Genomic DNA, 16,413 nt, shown 5'->3' on the forward strand with positions numbered 1-16,413 from the left:
CCCATATCATATTACTAATCACGGAGAGGTGCGGTGGTCCAGCGAAGCTTTGGTCTCTTTGCGACGATCGCGCTGGCGGCCCTGGCGCTCGCCCCGCCTGCAGCGGCGCAGCGCGAGGCGGCGGAGGCTGCGCTGGCCGCGCCCAAGGTCCCGCTCGCGATCGGCGTGGCCTGGTATCCCGAGCAATGGCCCGAGGCGCGCTGGGCGACCGACCTGGCGTTGATGCAGAAGGCGGGGTTCAACACTGTGCGGCTCGCCGAGTTCGCATGGAGCCGGATGGAGCCCAGCGAAGGCGCGTTCGACTTCGTATGGCTCGACCGCGCAATCGCCGCTGCGCACGCCGCGGGGATGCAGGTGGTGCTGGGCACCCCCACCGCCGCGCCGCCGGCCTGGATGAGCCAGCTTTACCCCGACATCCTGCGCGTCGACGAGAACGGCACGCGCGCCGAACATGGCGGCCGGCGCCATTTCTCGTTCGCGAGCGCGCGCTATCGCGGCTTCGCCACGCGGATCGCGCGCGAGATGGCACGCCGCTATGGCCGCGACGCGCGCGTGATCGGCTGGCAGATCGACAATGAAGTCGGCCCACCTTCGTTCGACGCGGAGGCACAGGTGCTGTGGCACGCATTCCTCAAGCAACGCTACGGCACGATCGACACGCTCAACCGCCGCTGGACCACGCAGTATTGGAGCCAGCATTACGACAATTTCGAACAGGTGCCGCTGCGCGCCGGGGGGCAGCATAATCCGGGGCTGCTGCTCGATTTCAAGCATTTCACGACGGCGACCTGGACCGATTATGTCCAGGCGCAGGCGCGCGCGATCCGCGCCGTGGCGGACCCACGGCAATGGGTGACGACGAACACGATGTTCTGGAACGCCGGGTTCGATCATTATGCGATGCACCGCGACCTCGATCTCGCCTCCTGGGACAATTACATCCCCGATGGCCGCCCCGACTGGCTGGCCAACGGCGCCAACCACGATTTGGTGCGCGGGTATAAGCAGCGTAATTTCTGGCTGATGGAGACGCAGCCGGGGCGCGTCGACTGGGTCCCGGTCAACCGCGCGCTGGACCGCGGCCAGACGCGCGAAATGGCGTGGCAGGCGATCGGGCACGGCGCCGATGCCGTGCTCTACTGGCAATGGCGCTCGGCGCTGAACGGGCAGGAGCAATATCACGGCGCGATGCTGGGCCCCGACGGCACGCCCTTCCCGATCTATGACGAGATCGCGCAGGTTGCCCGCGATGCTGCCGCCGCGGCGCCGGCGCTCGCCGGGACCGCGCCCGTGGGTAGAATCGCGATGCTCTTCTCCTATGACAGCCGCTGGGCGATCGATTTGCAGCGGCACCATCGCGATTTCGATCCGGTGAAGCAGTTCACGGCCTGGTATCGCCCGCTGCGCAGCATCGCGCAGGGCGTGGCGGTCCTCCCGGTCGATGCCGATCTCGCGCGCTATCCGCTGGTCGTCGCGCCGAGCCTGCATGTCGTAACGCAGGCGCAGGCCGATCGGCTTGCCGCCTATGTCCGCGGTGGCGGGCATCTCGTGCTCGGGCCGCGTTCGGGAATGAAGGATGACGCCAATGCGTTGTGGCCGCAGCGCCAGCCGGGGCCGCTCGCCGAGTTGCTCGGCGCGCGGGTCGAGCAATATTATGCGCTCGATGCCGCGGCGCCGCTGACCGGGTCGCTGGGCGCGGGAGAGACTGCGATCTGGGCCGAGACGCTCGTGCCGGAGGCGAAGGATGTCGAGATTCTCGAACGCTATGGCCCCTCGAACGGCTGGCTCGACGGCAAGCCCGCGGCGGTGACGCGGCGGGTGGGCAAGGGGCGGATCACCTATGTCGGCGTCTGGCCGGACGAGGCGATGCTGCGCGGCTTCGCACAGCGGCTGCTCGACGCGGCGGGTGTCGCGCCGGTGGTTCCCGACGCCCCCCCCGCGCTGGAGGTGATGGAGCGCGCGGGGAATGGCCGGCGCGCGCTGGTGCTGATCAACCACGGCGCGACCCCGCTTCGGCCCGCGTTGCCCGCGGGGGCAGTGCCGGTGACGGGCGACCTGCGCGACGGCGTGCTGCCCGCGCATGGCGTCGCGGTGGTCGCGCTGACGCCGGCGCAGGCCGGTATTTCGAACCGGTAGCGCCTGAATTCCTCATTGCTGTCCGTTGGGAGGCGAATGTCATGTCCGCACGCCGAATTGCCGCCCTGCTCCTGCTCGGCCTGCCGGCCTCGCTGGCGATTGCGGGAGCGGCGGCGCCCGATCGCTGGCAGGCGGCATGGGTTGCGCCGCCGATCGGATGGGAGCCCAAGTCGAAGGGCGCCTATCCCGACCCGATCCGCGACCAGACCGTGCGCCAGACGATCCGGGTGGCGGCGCCGGGGACGCGCATCCGCATCCGGCTGACCAACGAACTGGGTTCGGAGCCGCTGCGGATCGGCGCGGCCAGCGTCGCAGTGGAGGGTGGCGGCGCGCCGCTAATGCTGCGGTTTTCTGGCGCGGCGTCGGTCACCCTTCCGGCGGGGGCGCCGGTCTATAGCGATCCGGTGGCGCTGCCGGTGACGCCGGGCACCAGGCTGGTACTCGCGCTCCATTATCCCGACTCGGTTACGCCCGCCGCGCATGCGCAGAAGGTGCGGCTGAGCGAGGGCGACACCACGGCGCGCGATCCGGGGCAGGGGCTGGAAGTGCGCAGCGCCGGGCTCGCCTCGGCGATCGAGGTTGCCGGGGGGCCCGCACGGCGCGTGCTGGTCGCGTTCGGCGATTCGATCACCGAGGGGGCGGGCGCTTCGGATGCGGCGCGGACAAGCTGGCCCGCACAGGCGGGGGCGCTGCTCGCCGCGCGGCGCGATGCGCGCTGCTGGACGGTGGTCAATGCCGGGATCAGCGGCAATCGGCTGTTGTACAATGGGCGCGGCCCCAATGCGCTGGCGCGGTTCGACCGCGACGTGCTGGCGGTGCCCGGCGTCACGCATGTCGTGCTGCTCGAGGGGATCAACGATATCGGGACGAGCAAGACCATCCCCGCCCAGGCCGTGACCGCCGAGCAGGTGATCGCCGCCTATCGCCAGCTGATCGAGCGTGCCCATGCGCGCGGAATCAAGGTGCTCGGCGGTACGCTGCTGCCCTTTGTCGGCGCGGCCTATCAGGATGCGGCGGGCGAGGCGAAGCGCGTCGCGGTCAATCGCTGGATCCGCAGCGCGGGCGCGTTCGACGGGGTGATCGATTTCGAGGCGGTGACGCGCGACCCGGCGCAGCGCGACCGGATGATCGCGGGGTTCGAGATCGGCGACCATCTCCACCCGAACGACGCGGGCTATACCGCGATGGCCGGGGCGGCGGCGCCGGTGATCGCGCGGATCGGCTGCCCCGGCTGATCTACCAGGCGCGCGAGCGGGCGACCGCCAGCCCGCGCACGTCGTTGGGCCATTTCCCGCTGACCGCGCAGTAGAAATGGTAGAGATCGCCTTGGTGGAAAAGCACAGAGGGCTTGTGCGCATAGGTGTCGTCGACCGATCCGGGCGCGCCGGCATCGACCAGAATCTCGGGTGCCTTGGCGAATTCGGTCGGCGAGGTGCCGAGCGCCAGCAAGTCGCGGGCGCGCTTGTCGGTCGACAGCCCGAAATAGAACATTCCCCAGCGACCGCGATGCTCGACGACGACGGGGTCGCTGGCGAAGCGATCGTCCCAGCTGCCGGCGGGGCCGTTGCGCAGCAGCGGGCTGGCGGGGTGGCGAGTCCAGCGGCGCAGGTCGGTCGAGGTCGCGAGCCCGGTCTGCTCCTGCCACGGCGTGCCGCTGGTCTTGGCGTTGTAATAGAGATGATAGGTGTCGCCGACGCGGATCAGATAGGGCTTGTACAGCCCGCCGCGCTCCCATTCGGCGCCGTCCTGCGGCAACAGGATCGGGTCGCCGCGCTCCCAATGGAGCAGGTCGTCGCTCCAGGCGAGCCCGATCACTGCCGGTCCCTCTTCATAGCCCGCGCTGGGATAGGCATGCCACGCGCCGAGATAGCGCCCGCCGACCTTGATCAGCCGCGCCGGACTCTGGAGCGCATTCTCGCGCAGGATCGATGCCATAGCGATATTGTACCGCGTCACCGGCGAGGCCGGATCGCGCTGCAGGATCAGGCGCCGGTTGGTCCAGGTCGTCAGGTCGCGCGATTCGGCGATCCCGGTCTGGTAGCCGATGCCGTCGAACCCGACATAAGTGAGGTAGAAGCGCCCGTTCGCCGAGAATACGAAGGGGCAGTCGACCGACTTCTCGTCAAAGCTGCCTGCGACGCCCGAGGCAGCGAGCACCAGCTTTCCGAATTTATGGGGGGTGCGAAAGGGCGCGACCGGATCATCGGCGGTGGCCAGTGCCATCGGGCCGCTGCTCGCAAGCAGCCCGGTAGCCGCTGCTGCGCCGAGCACCGTGCGGCGATCGATCCCGCTCATGCCACGGCCTCTGCGCGCGCCGCCGAGCCTTCGGTACGCGGCGCGGCGCTGTCGATCACGCCCCACATCGCGGTGGACGCGCCCGCGGCATCCCCCGCGACGATCGCGTCGAGAATCGCGGCGTGCTTCGCCACCGTCCGAGCGTGCAACTCGGCATGCTCGCGCGGCGCGATCGGTGCGAACGAGGCGGCGAGCGCGGTCTCGATCACCGACGCGATCGACCGCATCAGCGCATTGCCCGACGCCGCGCCCACCGCGAGGTGGAAATCGAGGTCGGCCCGCGCGAACTGGATCGCATCCTGGTCGACGATCCGCATCCGATCCAGCGCGGCGCGGATCGCCGCGATCGCGGCCTCGTCGCGCCGTTCGGCGGCGAGCGCCGCGGCGCGCGGCTCGATCAGCCGCCGAATCTCGGCCATGTCGCAGCGAAAGGCGTCGTCGAGCCCGATCGCGACTTTCCAGCTCAGCACTTCGGCGTCGAAGAAATTCCAATGGACCGTTGGCGTCACGCGGGTGCCCACCCGCGCCTTCGCCGCGAGCAAGCCCTTCGCCGCCAGCGTCTTGAGCACTTCGCGCAGCACGGTGCGCGAAATCTGGAACCGGGCGAGCAGGTCCGCCTCGTTCGGCAGGTTGGCGCCCGCGGGGTGCTTCCCCGCCAGTATCTCGATGCCCAGCGCGCGTGCGACCTGATCGTGGCTCGACAGGGCGCGTTCCGACAGCGATCGGAAACTCATCATGCTGGGATCGATCATCGGCGTGCGGCTCCCTCCAGGCGCTCGATCGATCGGTGCCCCAAAAGCCCGCCCGCCTGCAAGGAATATAGTATTATTAATTTGCGCGCGCGGCGCTCAACTCAGGGAAAGACGCCCAGCGCCTCGGCAGCGCGCATCCGCCGCTCGACCAGCCGTGCGGTCAGTCGCGCGAGCGCGCCCTGTGCCTGGTGCCAGGCACCGGCGCCGGGTGCCTCCAGCGCATCCCAGCCGGCGTCGAGAAAGCCGCTGCCCCAGCCCTCGGCCAGCGCGGCCAGCCGCGGATGGTCCGCTTCGGGGATCTGCGCACGCCCGACAATCGCCGAGGGGAAGGGCAGTGCCGTGCGCGGCGAGGCGAATTTGTCGGTGACTCCCGGCACCTCGCGCGGCAGCGGCGCGAACAGCAGTGCGCCTGCGACGCGCGCGACATAGGAGGCGGGCGACAGCCGCGCCCACCACACCGCGGCGAGGCAGCTTTCGCCATTCGCCACGAGCAGCACCGGCTTTTCCGCGCGCCGCACTGCCTCGTCGAGCTTTGCGGCCCACAAATTGCGCTGCGCCGGGGTGTCCGCAGCATAATCGATATGCGCATCGCCGAGCCGGGGCCAGTTGAGCAGCGATTTCCACACGGGCGACTGTGCGTTGCGATCGGAGGTCACCACGATCGAAAACGGATCGCCGGTCGGCAGTGCCAGGGAAGCCATTGCGAGTCTCCAACACAAGTGGCCAGATCCTATTCCCAGTTCGCGACTATGCAATGGCCTTGCGCCGAACCCCGATGCGTTCGCGACGAACGTCGCTTTAGCGGCACGGCGCGCGCCCGGCGGCTTCGCGAACGCGCCGCCGGGCGTGGCGGAAAACGCCTCGACCAGCCCGTCGTCGCTCGCCACCACCCTTACGCGGAGCCCGCTGCCCAGCCGATCGACTCCCGTCGCCCCGGCGAGCAGCCCGCCCTCCAGCAGCGACACCAAATCAGCGGGAATTGAAGCGAAGAAAAGATTGGGCGCGCCAAAGCGCGTCTGGCGGGGGAGCCGAACTGCAGTTCCGCACGGCGGCGCATCCATGCTAGCCCCTGTCCGGTGATCCACCTTCCGACCGCGCCCTGGCTTCACTATGTCGGCGATCTGGCCGCGTGGTGTGCGGCATTCGTGAGCGCGCGCTGGGTGTATCGCCGCCGCCGGACCAGCGTGGAGGCACTCGCCCGCCAGACGGCGCCGAGTTATTTCGTCAGCCTCGCGCTAGGTGCGGCGACGGGTGCATGGCTGCTCGGCTCGCTCAACACGCTGCGCGATGCGCGGCCCGCGCTTTCGCATTCGATCGCCGGCGCGCTGGCGGGTGCGATCGTCGCGGTCGAGCTGTGGAAGTGGATGCGCGGCGTGCGCGGGTCGACCGGCGGGCCGTTCGTCCTTCCGCTGGCGGTGGGGATCGTCGTCGGTCGCTGGGGCTGCCTGTTCGCGGGCCTTGCCGACCAGACCTATGGCGTGCCGACCAGCCTCCCCTGGGGCGTGGATTTCGGCGACGGCATCGCGCGCCACCCGGTCGCGCTCTATGAATCGATCGCGATGGCCGTCTTCCTCGGCCTCTATTGGCGCGCGCTGAACAAGCACCGCGCATGGGCGACGCAGCACGGCTTCCACGCGCTTGTCCTCGTCTACGCCGTACAGCGATTTGCGTGGGAGTTTCTCAAGCCCTATCCCGTGTTGATCGGCCCGTTCAACCTGTTCCACTTCGTCATGATCGGACTTGGCGTCTATGCACTCCTCTGGATCGCTCGCGGACGCACCGGTGCAGTCGCCCCCTGATCGAAAGGCGGCGCCCTATATCTTCCACGGCCAGACCACGAGCCTGTGCGAGGTCTGTCTGGAGCCCGTTCCCGCGAAGGTCATACTCGAGCAGGACTGCGTCTATTATCTGAAGCGTTGCCGCGCGCATGGGGTGCAAAAGACGCTGATCAGCGACGACCTGCCCTATTGGCGTTCGCAAAAGGATTGGCTCAAGCCCGGCGACCGGCCGCTGCGCGCCCAGACGCGGACCGAGGCAGGGTGCCCGTTCGATTGCGGGCTGTGCCCCGACCATGAACAGCATAGCTGCCTCGCGATCGTCGAGATCAACTCGGCGTGCAACCTCGCCTGCCCGGTCTGCTTCGCCGATGCCGAGGACATGCATGGCGCGCATCTGCCGCTCGACGTAATCGAGGGAATGCTCGACGCGCTCGTCGAAAGCGAGGGCGAGCCCGATCTCCTCCAGCTCTCCGGCGGCGAACCGACGCTCCACCCGCGCTTTTTCGAGATACTCGATGCGGTCAAGCGGCGCCCGATCCGCCATGTGATGATCAACACCAACGGCGTCCGCATCGCGCAGGACCCGGCGTTCGTCGCGCGGCTCGCCGAATATGCGCCGGGGCTCGAAGTTTATCTGCAATTCGACAGCCTCGACGACGATGCGCTCGTGAACCTGCGCGGTGCCCGGCTGTCGCGCATCCGTCGCGCGGCGCTGGAGGCTCTGGAGCGGGTGGGGCTGTCGACGACGCTGGTCGCGGTGGTGAAGCGCGGCGTCAACGACGGCGAGATCGCCGCGATCGTCAACCATGCGCTGGAATGGTCGTGCGTGCGCGGCGTGACGTTCCAGCCGGTTCAGGATGCGGGGCGCAACGACGGGTTCGATGCGAAGGCCAACCGGATGCTCCTGACCCAGATTCGCCGCGAAGTGGCGCGGTCGGGGGTGTTCGGGGCGGACGACATGATCCCGCTGCCGTGCAATCCCGACCAGATCTGCATCGGCTATGGCCTGCGCGACGGGGCCAGCGTGACGCCGATCACCTCGCTGCTCCCGCGCGAGCTGATCCTGAGCGGACCGAATACGGTCAGCTATGAGGCCTATCCGGCGCTGCGCGAGGCGATCCTTGGCCTGCTCAGCCTCGCCACGACGCAGTGCAATACCGAGGACAAGCTGGCGGGCGTGCTCTGCTGCCTGCCGCGGGCGCTGGTCCCTGAAACGCTGAGCTATGCCAACAGCTTCCGCGTGGTGATCCAGCAATTCCTCGATCGCTATAATTTCGACCTGGCGACGGTGAAGCGGAGCTGCGTCCACTTCGTGACGCCCGAGGGGCAGATCATTCCGTTCGACACCTATAACAGCTTCTACCGCCCCGGCGCCGAGGGCGCGTCGGTGCTGGCGCGCGCAAGGGGGGATCGATGATACGGCTGTTTGGCGGGCTGTTGCTCGGGGTAGGACTCTCGATCATGACGTGCAGCGGGCTTTGCTCGCTGGTTGTAGTCACCACAGCATTTACCGGGTTGCAGAACCAACCGTATATATTGCTCTATCCGCTGTTCATCGGCGGCATTCCGTTCGCGATCGCCTTCGGAATGTTCAAGCTGGGCCAGGAAATGCTGCGCGCGTCTGACGAAGACGGGTGACCCTGCGGCCTTTTCACGCGGAGGTTCGGCGCCGCTCGTGCCGCAACTCCGCCGGAAGCGTGAATTCGATATTCTCCTCGATACCGTTGAGCTGGGAGATCACGATCGGACGCAGGTGCTCCAGCGCCTCGATGACGCTATCGACGAGTTCATCGGGTGCGGAGGCGCCGGCGGTGATGCCGATCGTGGTGACGCCCCGCACCCATTCCGGGTCGATGCCGTCGCCATCGTCGACCAGATGGCTTGGGATGCCCATTTCCGCGCCGATTTCGCGCAGCCGGTTCGAATTGGAGCTGTTGGCGGCGCCGACGACGATCAGCAGGTCGCTGATCCGGGCAAGATCGCGCACCGCGCCCTGGCGGTTCTGCGTCGCGTAGCAGATCTCGGAGATGTCGGGGCCGGTCACGTCGCTGAACCGGGCGTTGAGCGCCGCGATGATTCCGCGTGTATCGTCGACGCTGAGCGTCGTCTGGGTGACATAGGCGATCGGCGTGTCGCGCGCGATTGGCAGCGCATCGACGGCGGCGGCGGTGGAGACGAGGTGCACGGGCGCATCGATCTGGCCGATCGTCCCTTCGACTTCGGCATGGCCGGCATGGCCGATCAGGACCAGCGTGCGACCCGATCTGGCGTAGCGCCGCCCCTGGATATGGACCTTTGTGACCAACGGGCAGGTGGCATCGATGACGGGCAGTCCGCGCCGGGCAGCTTCCTGCTCGACCGCGCGGGCGACGCCATGCGCGCTGAAAATGGTCAGCGCACCCGCCGGCACTTCGGACAGCTCGTCGACGAACACCGCGCCCTTGCGCCGCAGTTTCTCGACGACGTGGCGATTATGGACGATCTCATGCCGGACATAGACGGGGCCTTGCTCGCGATCGAGCGCGCGCTCCACGATGTCGATCGCGCGGACCACGCCCGCGCAAAAGCCCCGTGGCTTGGCGAGCACGATGTGCAGTCGCGCCGCGCTGTCGCCCGCCTTAGTCGCGATATCCATCGTCGGCATGGCACTCCCTCCGATGGCAATAGTCTGAACGCTAGCCTGCTAAAGTGTCAACGGCATCAGACACTATTTGACGTCAGACCGGGGGAGCGTCATGCAAAGGGCCGGTTCAGGCGGACGATCGCGGTGTTGAGCCAGGACGCAAAGCTGACCCACAGCAGATAGGGCAGGATCAACAGGCTGGCGAATTGCGAGATCGGCCACAGCCCGACGACCAACGCGACCAGCGACGCCCATAGGAATACGACTTCGATCAACGCCCAGTCGGGCCGCCGCGCGCGGAAGAAGAGCGGGCTCCACAGCGCGTGGAACACCGCATTGGTTGCGAACAGGATCACGACGCTGGTGCGCTCGGAATCAGTGCTTGCCGCGTTCCACGCCGTCACCGCCGACCATGCGGCGAGACCGAGGATCAGCGTCCAGGCCGGGCCGAACAGCCAGTTGGGCGGCTGGAGCGAGGGCTTGCGTAGATCGTGATACCAGGGGCCGATCGGCGTCATCAGCCCGCCAAACGCCCCCAGAAAGATCGCCACCCCTGCGGCGACGAGGATCGGTGTCCACATTGCAGTGCATGTCCATCTTGTAGAGTGTCCAGTGCGTGGTACAGCGTGCAGGTGCGCGTGTCGTTCCCCTTTTCCGCGATCGTCGGCCAGGACGATATGAAACTGGCCCTGCTGATCGCCGCCGTCGATTCGCGAATCGGCGGGGTGATGGTGTTCGGCGATCGCGGCACCGGCAAGTCCACCGCAGTGCGCGCGCTCGCCGCGTTGCTGCCCCCGATCCCGGCGGCGCAGGCCGGGTATCAGGACGGATCGCCGCGCAAGGGCAACGTCCCCGTGCCCTTCGTCGACCTGCCGCTCGGCGCGACCGAGGATCGGGTGGTCGGCGCGCTCGATCTTGAACGCGCGCTGGGCGCCGGGATCAAGGCGTTCGAGCCGGGGCTGCTGGCGCGCGCCAATGGCGGGTTCCTCTATATCGACGAAGTCAATCTGCTCGAGGATCATATCGTCGACCTGCTGCTGGACGTCGCGGCGTCGGGGGAGAATGTCGTCGAGCGCGAGGGGCTGAGCGTGCGGCACCCTGCGCGCTTCGTGCTGGTCGGCAGCGGCAACCCCGAGGAAGGCGAATTGCGCCCGCAATTGCTCGACCGGTTCGGGCTGTCGGTCGAGGTGCGGACGCCACAGGAGCTGGGCCAGCGCGTCGAGATATTGAAGCGCTGCGACGCCTTCGAGCGCGCGCCCGAGGCATTTGCCGAGACGTGGCGTCGCGCCGAGCGCAAGACATTGAAGCGGATCGCCGCCGGGCGCGCGGCATTGGCCGGTGTCGGCATATCCGATGCGGTGCTCGGCTTCGCGTCGCGGCTGTGCATGGCGGTCGGCGCGGACGGGCTGCGCGGCGAGCTTACCCTGATGCGCTCGGCGCGCGCGCTGGCGGCGCTGGACGGGGCGGAGGCCGCGACGGTCGATCATATCCGCCGCGTGGCGCCAATGGCGTTGCGGCACCGGCTTCGCCGCAACGTGCTGGACGAGACCGGATCGACGGCACGGATCGAGCGCGCGCTGGAGGAACTGGCGGCGTGACCGGCGCGGGCGAGGATGCGCCCGACGGTTTTCCGGACGCCTTGCTTGCTGCGCGGCTGTGCGCGATCGATCCGGGCCTTGGCGGCATGATCCTGCGCGGCGGCGGCGAGCTGCGCGACGCGGTGATAGCCGAACTGCGCGCGGGCTTGCCCGAGGGGGCGCCGGTGCGGCGAATTCCGGCGCATATCGACGATGAGCGGCTGCTGGGCGGGCTGGACCTCACGCTGACGCTCGCGCGGGGCGCGCCGGTGTCGCGGGTCGGGGTGCTTGCCGAAGCGGATGGCGGGGTTGTCATCGTACCGATGGCCGAGCGGCTGTCCGACGCCAATGCCGGGCGGATTGCGGGGGTGATCGATGCCGGCGAAGTCGTTGCCGAGCGCGATGGCATGGCAATGCGGAGCGAGGCGCGGTTTGTGGTGGTGGCGCTGGACGAGGGCGTGGAGCCGGATGAACGGGCACCGGTGGCGTTGATGGAGCGGGTGGCGTTTTGGATCGAGCTGACGCGATCCTCTCACCCTCACCCTTCCGGCGCTTCGCGCCTCCCTCCCTCTCCCAACGGGAGAGGGAAGGGGCCCGCCGCCGCAGGCGGTGGGAAGGGTGAGGGTGACGCGCTCGGCGGGACCGTACCGAGGGCGCCGCCAGCCGCTCATCCCTCTCCTTATGCCGGGGAGGATATTCTGTCCGCGCTCGTCGCTACGGCTGCGACGCTCGGCATCGACTCCGCGCGGGCGCCGCTGTTTGCGCTGCGGGCGGCGCGCGCCTCGGCGCGGCTCGCCAGGCGCGAGACGATCACCGAGGAAGACGCAGTGCTCGCCGCTCGACTGGTCCTTGCGCCGCGCGCCACCCGGTTGCCGATGCCGGAAGAGGCGCCCCAACCCGAAGCGCCCCCTCCGCCCCCGCCTGAGGGCAACCAGGGCGAAGAGGAACATGCGCCGGGGCCGATCGAGGACGTGGTGCTGGCCGCCGCGCTGGCGGCATTGCCCAAGGACGTGCTCGCGCGGATCGCCGCTGGCGGAAATCGCCGTGCCGCGCCCATACGCGCGCAGGGCGCGGGCGAGCGCCGCAAGTCGCCGGCGCGCGGGCGGCCGATGGGCACGCGGGCGGGGGTGCCGGGCGGCGGGCGGCGGTTGAGCCTGATCGACACGTTGCGGGCGGCCGCGCCCTGGCAGAGCGTGCGCGGACGCGAGGGCCGCATCCTGGTGCGCCGCGACGACCTGCGCATTCGCCGCTTCGAATCGCGCGCCGAGGCGCTGACGATCTTCGCCGTCGATGCCTCGGGATCGTCGGCGCTGGCGCGGCTGGCCGAGGCGAAGGGCGCGGTCGAATTGTTGCTCGCCGAGGCCTATGTGAAGCGCGCGCAGGTTGCGCTGGTGGCGTTTCGCGGGGTCTCGCACGAACTGCTGTTGCCGCCGACGCGCTCGCTGGCGCGCGCTCGCCGGTCGCTCGCCGAACTGCCCGGCGGGGGCGGCACGCCGCTGGCGGCGGGGCTCAATGCCGCACGCGAACTGGCGGAGGCAGCGCGGGCGCGGGGGCGGACGCCGTTCATCGTGGTGCTGACCGATGGCCGCGCCAATATCGCCGCCGATGGCAGCGCCGTGCGCGCCACCGCCGAGGCCGATGCCGAGGCCGCGGCGCGGGCGATCGGCGCCGCGGGGATTGCCGCCGCGTTCGTCGACATTTCGGCGCGGCCCCGGCCCGAGGGAGCAGCACTCGCGGCGGCGATGCGCGCGCGCTATTTGCCGCTGCCGCGCGCCGACGCAGCGGCGATGCACGCCGCCGTGCGTGCGGCCCAGCGCCCGTGAGCGCCGCGCCGCGCTGGGACGTCGAGGGGCGCGACTGGCCCAACCGGTCGCATAGCCGCTTCGTCGCCGTCGGTCGGGTGCGCTGGCATGTGCAGGTGATGGGGGCGGGGCCGGTGCTGCTGCTGCTCCACGGCACGGGTGCGGCAACGCATAGCTGGCGGGCGCTCGCGCCGTTGCTTGCCGAGCATTTCACGATCGTGGCGCCCGATCTGCCCGGCCACGGCTTTACCATCGGGCGCCCCGCCGGGGGGCTGTCGATGCCGGCGATGGCGCGTGCGGTGGGCGACTTGCTGCGCGTGCTCGACGTGACCCCGCGTATCCTGGTCGGCCATTCGGCGGGCGCTGCGATTGCGATCCGGATGGCATTGGACGGTCTGGCCGAGCCGGACGCGATCATCGGCCTGGATGCGGCGCTGCTGCCCTTTCCGGGACTGCGGGCGAAGCTGTTTCCCTCGCTGGCCCGGCTGCTGTTCGTCAATCCGCTCGCGCCGCATTTCTTCGCGCGGCTGGCGCGGACGCAGGGCGAGACGGACCGCTTCCTGCTGCGCAGCACAGGATCGCGGATCGATGCCGAGGGTGTCGGTTTTTACGAGCGGCTGTTCGCCACGCCGGGGCATTGCGCGGGGGCGATCACGATGATGGCCGATTGGGACCTCGATGTGCTCAAGCGCGATCTGCCGCGGCTGCAGACGCGGTTGCTGGCCGTGCATGGCGAGGCGGATGCCGCGATCCCGCTGGCGAGCGCGCGCGAGGCGGTGGCCCTGGTCGCGAACGGGCGCCTGCACGCGCTCGCCGGGCTCGGCCATCTGGCGCATGAGGAGCAACCGGGCGCAGTCGCGGCGATCCTCCGCCAGTTCGTGGAGGCGGGGTGATGGGCGCCTATCTGAGCCTGCTCGACCTGGCGATCGCGGGCGTGCCGGTGGTGCTCTTCTGCATCTGGCAGCTCATCTCGATCAACCGCGAGATCGCGAAGGGCAAGAAGCCGCCTGAAGAGCCCTGAGACCCTACCAGAACGCGCGCGGCATTCGGTAGGGCAGCATCGACTGGACGATCGGCGAGCGGAAACGCCCCAGCGACAGGCTTTCGTGCACCGCCTGCGCATCCTCGCCGAACAAATGCGTCGAGAGTGCCGAGCGGGCATAGAAGGGCGCGTCGATCCAGGTCTTGGTGACGCGCGGGCGATGGCCGGCATCGACTCGCGTCGCGCGGTCGACCAGCCATCCGGTGCGCGGGAGCCGGGCAGCGGTGGGCTGCACGACGTCGTGCCAGCGCCCCTGCCGATCGAACTTCAGCGCAAGGTCGAACGGCGTGCCGTCGCGCCGGCGGCCTTCGTACAGGACTGCGACGTCGTTTTTGAGGTGGGCGCGCGACCAGTGCCAGTCGTTGAACCCGGCCTCCAGCGGCTCGTCGCCGAAGTTCGAATCGAAATAGCCGGCACCACTCCAACGCATCCCGGGATGCGTCATCGCGACCTCGACATGCGCGCGCGGCGCCACCGGGTGCCAGCGATGCCTGCCCTCGGGATCGAGCGTGAAGGCAGTGGTGCCGATCATTTCCGGCGTGACGCGCACCGTGCCGCGGACCTTATAGGGCAAGGGTGCCGAGATTTCGGCGATGTCGATCACCAGCGAGTCGCCGTCCCAGTGCATCCCGCTGGGGCCGACGGCGAAATGGTCGGCGCTGCGGCGCATCCGCTTCGATGGCCGTTCGGTCATCGCCCAGGCCGATCCGCGCGGGCCGTTGAGCGAGACGTTGATCGCGCAGTGATTCTCCGGGTCGCCGCGCCCCGACAGCTTGTAATAGGGCGAGAAGACACTGCCGATAAAGGCGATGATCGTCAGCCCGTGGGCGCCGTCCGCGCTGGTCGCGTCGATATACCACCAGGCATAGCCATTGGCCGCGACATGAACGTCGAAGCGCGGTCCCTGAGCAAGCAATCGACGGCTAATCGGCCGGAAAGCGCCGCCATCGGGACGCCCGCGCCGGGGTGCGTGCTCCCGCCCGCGCAATAGAGCCCAGGGATCCGCGTCCGGCTGCCCTGCCGGCGGAAGGAGGCCGCCCACCCGTGCGAGGCCGGTCCATAAAGGGCTCCACCCGTCGAGGGAAACAGGCGCTCGAAGTCGGTCGGCGTCGTCAGCACCGCTGAACGCCCCAGATCGAGCGAAAGCCCCGCCCGCGAAACGCCGTCCAGCATCCGCATTGTACATGTGTCGATCTCCGCCGGAGTGAAGGGAGTGCAGTCGCCGGTGGCCGGCGCGTTGACGATGATCTGGATGCGCTCGCGGTCGCCGGTGCCGGCGGCGCTGTCGTCGCGGTCCTGCGCGCAGACATAGACGCTGGGCCGGTCGGCCAGATGTCCGCTGGCGAGCGCGTTGAATTCGGCGGGGTAGTCGTCCGAAAAGAAGACGTTGTGGCGCGCCAGCGGGAAGCCGCTGGCGGTCGCGCGCGCGGTCCACACCATCGCGCTGAGCGAGCGCCGCTGCGGCGCGACGGGCGACGTCGCGCGCCGTGCCGCTTCGCCGAACCGCCCTGCGCCGATCGCGGCGGGGTCGGCGTTGCACACCACCGATCCGGCGGCGATCCGCTCGCCATCGTCGAGGATCACCCCCGCCGCGCGGCCGCGCTCGACCAGGATCCTGCGCACCGGCGTACCGTAAAGATAGCGCACGCCCTTGCTGCGCCCGATCGCTTCAAGGGCCTGTGCCAGCCGGTGCATGCCGCCGTCGACCAGCCACACGCCGCTGGCCTCGACATGGGCGATCAGCATCAGCGTGGCGGGGCACAGGAAGGGCGAGGAGCCGCAATAGGTCGCGTAGCGCCCGAATAGTTGCCGGAGCCGGGGGTCGCGGAAATAGCCGCCGAGCGCGCGCCACATCGACCCATAGGCGCGCAGGTTGCAGTAGTCGCCGAAGCCGCGCGCACCCATGCGCCACCCCAGGGTGATCGGATCGGTCTTGGTGTCGCGCAGGAACGGCCCGTCGAGCGCGTCGAACAGTCGCTTCGCCTCCGCCCGGAACGCGCGATAGCCGCGCGCCTCGCGGGCCCCGGCGAAGTCGCCGATCGCGGCCTCGCTCGCCGCCGGGTCGGCGTACAGATCGAGCCGCGCCGCGCCCCAGGCATGGCGCGCGACCGTCGATGCCGGGCGCATCGTCAGGTGGTTTTCGAGCGACTCGCCGCACGCCGCGAAGATCTCCTCGAACAAGGCGCGCATCGTGAAGACCGTCGGCCCGGCGTCGATTGCAACCCCGTCGGCGAGGATCGCCCGCAATTTGCCGCCGGGGCCCGCTGCTGCTTCGACCAGGATCACGTCGCATCCGCGCGCGGCGAGCAGCGCGGCGCTGACCAGCCCGCCTATGCCTGCCCCGATAACGATGACGCGTTCGTTCGGCATCGCGCTCCCTTTCGATTGACGATGCTATCATCTGTCAA

General features: G+C 69.3%; 16 protein-coding genes. 9 read left to right on the forward strand and 7 right to left on the reverse strand.

What is annotated here, in order from left to right; translation table 11 throughout:
• Nucleotides 1–33 precede the first annotated feature (33 nt).
• Entirely contained in the window at nt 34–2,136 is a 2,103-nt protein-coding gene (locus TS85_RS22825) for a beta-galactosidase (RefSeq protein ID WP_044335337.1), read from the forward strand.
• 41 nt (nt 2,137–2,177) lie between these two features.
• On the forward strand, nt 2,178–3,371 hold the full coding sequence (locus TS85_RS22830) for an SGNH/GDSL hydrolase family protein (protein WP_044335338.1): 1,194 nt from the start codon (nt 2,178–2,180) through the stop codon (nt 3,369–3,371).
• A gap of 1 nt (nt 3,372) precedes the next feature.
• Here TS85_RS22830 and TS85_RS22835 read toward each other — a convergent pair whose 3' ends face one another.
• The 3 genes from TS85_RS22835 to TS85_RS22845 form a co-directional block, all read right to left on the reverse strand.
• Nucleotides 3,373–4,431 (reverse strand): glycoside hydrolase family protein, encoded by a 1,059-nt coding sequence (locus TS85_RS22835; RefSeq protein ID WP_052508071.1) that lies wholly within the window; start codon nt 4,429–4,431, stop codon nt 3,373–3,375.
• Nucleotides 4,428–5,183, reverse strand: coding sequence for a FadR/GntR family transcriptional regulator (locus tag TS85_RS22840; protein ID WP_044335340.1), 756 nt, complete (start codon nt 5,181–5,183; stop codon nt 4,428–4,430). Before TS85_RS22840 ends, TS85_RS22835 begins: the two co-directional genes overlap by 4 nt.
• A gap of 101 nt (nt 5,184–5,284) precedes the next feature.
• Nucleotides 5,285–6,148: an alpha/beta hydrolase gene (locus TS85_RS22845; protein WP_227698812.1), complete on the reverse strand. Its 864-nt coding sequence runs from the start codon at nt 6,146–6,148 to the stop codon at nt 5,285–5,287.
• Between the two features lie 111 nt (nt 6,149–6,259).
• Between TS85_RS22845 and TS85_RS22850 the strand changes: the two genes are divergently transcribed.
• The 3 genes from TS85_RS22850 to TS85_RS25690 are packed head-to-tail and all read left to right on the forward strand — an operon-like array spanning nt 6,260 to nt 8,599.
• Nucleotides 6,260–6,982: a prolipoprotein diacylglyceryl transferase family protein gene (locus tag TS85_RS22850; protein WP_044335342.1), complete on the forward strand. Its 723-nt coding sequence runs from the start codon at nt 6,260–6,262 to the stop codon at nt 6,980–6,982.
• Nucleotides 6,966–8,378: a radical SAM protein gene (locus TS85_RS22855; RefSeq protein ID WP_227698588.1), complete on the forward strand. Its 1,413-nt coding sequence runs from the start codon at nt 6,966–6,968 to the stop codon at nt 8,376–8,378. Before TS85_RS22850 ends, TS85_RS22855 begins: the two co-directional genes overlap by 17 nt.
• A complete protein-coding gene (locus TS85_RS25690) occupies nt 8,375–8,599 on the forward strand; it encodes a hypothetical protein (protein ID WP_155006535.1) in 225 nt (74 codons plus the stop codon). The genes TS85_RS22855 and TS85_RS25690 overlap by 4 nt, the downstream gene beginning before the upstream one ends.
• A gap of 13 nt (nt 8,600–8,612) precedes the next feature.
• On the opposite strand, the gene ispH is transcribed toward TS85_RS25690, so the two are convergent.
• Entirely contained in the window at nt 8,613–9,596 is a 984-nt protein-coding gene (gene ispH, locus TS85_RS22860) for a 4-hydroxy-3-methylbut-2-enyl diphosphate reductase (RefSeq protein WP_044336866.1), read from the reverse strand.
• 98 nt (nt 9,597–9,694) lie between these two features.
• Nucleotides 9,695–10,165, reverse strand: coding sequence for a TspO/MBR family protein (locus TS85_RS22865; protein WP_044335347.1), 471 nt, complete (start codon nt 10,163–10,165; stop codon nt 9,695–9,697).
• A 51-nt stretch (nt 10,166–10,216) separates the two neighbouring features.
• On the opposite strand from TS85_RS22865, the gene TS85_RS22870 reads away from it, so the two are divergent.
• From TS85_RS22870 to TS85_RS26295, 4 genes are read left to right on the forward strand one after another with little or no spacing between them, the layout of a single operon-like run.
• Nucleotides 10,217–11,182: an ATP-binding protein gene (locus TS85_RS22870; protein ID WP_044336868.1), complete on the forward strand. Its 966-nt coding sequence runs from the start codon at nt 10,217–10,219 to the stop codon at nt 11,180–11,182.
• Nucleotides 11,179–12,984 carry a magnesium chelatase subunit D gene (locus TS85_RS22875; RefSeq protein ID WP_044335349.1) on the forward strand — a complete coding sequence of 602 codons (1,806 nt, stop codon included), beginning with the start codon at nt 11,179–11,181 and terminating at the stop codon, nt 12,982–12,984. The genes TS85_RS22870 and TS85_RS22875 overlap by 4 nt, the downstream gene beginning before the upstream one ends.
• The gene (gene bchO / locus TS85_RS22880) at nt 12,981–13,856 is read left to right on the forward strand and encodes an alpha/beta fold hydrolase BchO (RefSeq protein ID WP_044335351.1); all 876 of its coding nucleotides are present in this window, start codon (nt 12,981–12,983) and stop codon (nt 13,854–13,856) included. The genes TS85_RS22875 and bchO overlap by 4 nt, the downstream gene beginning before the upstream one ends.
• Nucleotides 13,856–13,984, forward strand: coding sequence for a hypothetical protein (locus tag TS85_RS26295; RefSeq protein ID WP_265102104.1), 129 nt, complete (start codon nt 13,856–13,858; stop codon nt 13,982–13,984). Before bchO ends, TS85_RS26295 begins: the two co-directional genes overlap by 1 nt.
• Before the next feature lie 4 nt (nt 13,985–13,988).
• Here the strand turns inward: TS85_RS26295 and TS85_RS22890 are convergent, their stop codons facing one another.
• Together TS85_RS22890 and crtD are read right to left on the reverse strand one after the other, a co-directional pair.
• A complete protein-coding gene (locus tag TS85_RS22890; RefSeq protein ID WP_227698589.1) occupies nt 13,989–14,921 on the reverse strand; it encodes a hydratase in 933 nt (310 codons plus the stop codon).
• Nucleotides 14,822–16,375, reverse strand: coding sequence for a 1-hydroxycarotenoid 3,4-desaturase CrtD (gene crtD / locus TS85_RS22895; RefSeq protein WP_044335353.1), 1,554 nt, complete (start codon nt 16,373–16,375; stop codon nt 14,822–14,824). Before crtD ends, TS85_RS22890 begins: the two co-directional genes overlap by 100 nt.
• Nucleotides 16,376–16,413 lie beyond the last annotated feature (38 nt).

The sequence above is a fragment of the Sphingomonas hengshuiensis genome (assembly GCF_000935025.1).
In the GTDB taxonomy this organism is placed as follows: domain Bacteria; phylum Pseudomonadota; class Alphaproteobacteria; order Sphingomonadales; family Sphingomonadaceae; genus Sphingomonas; species Sphingomonas hengshuiensis.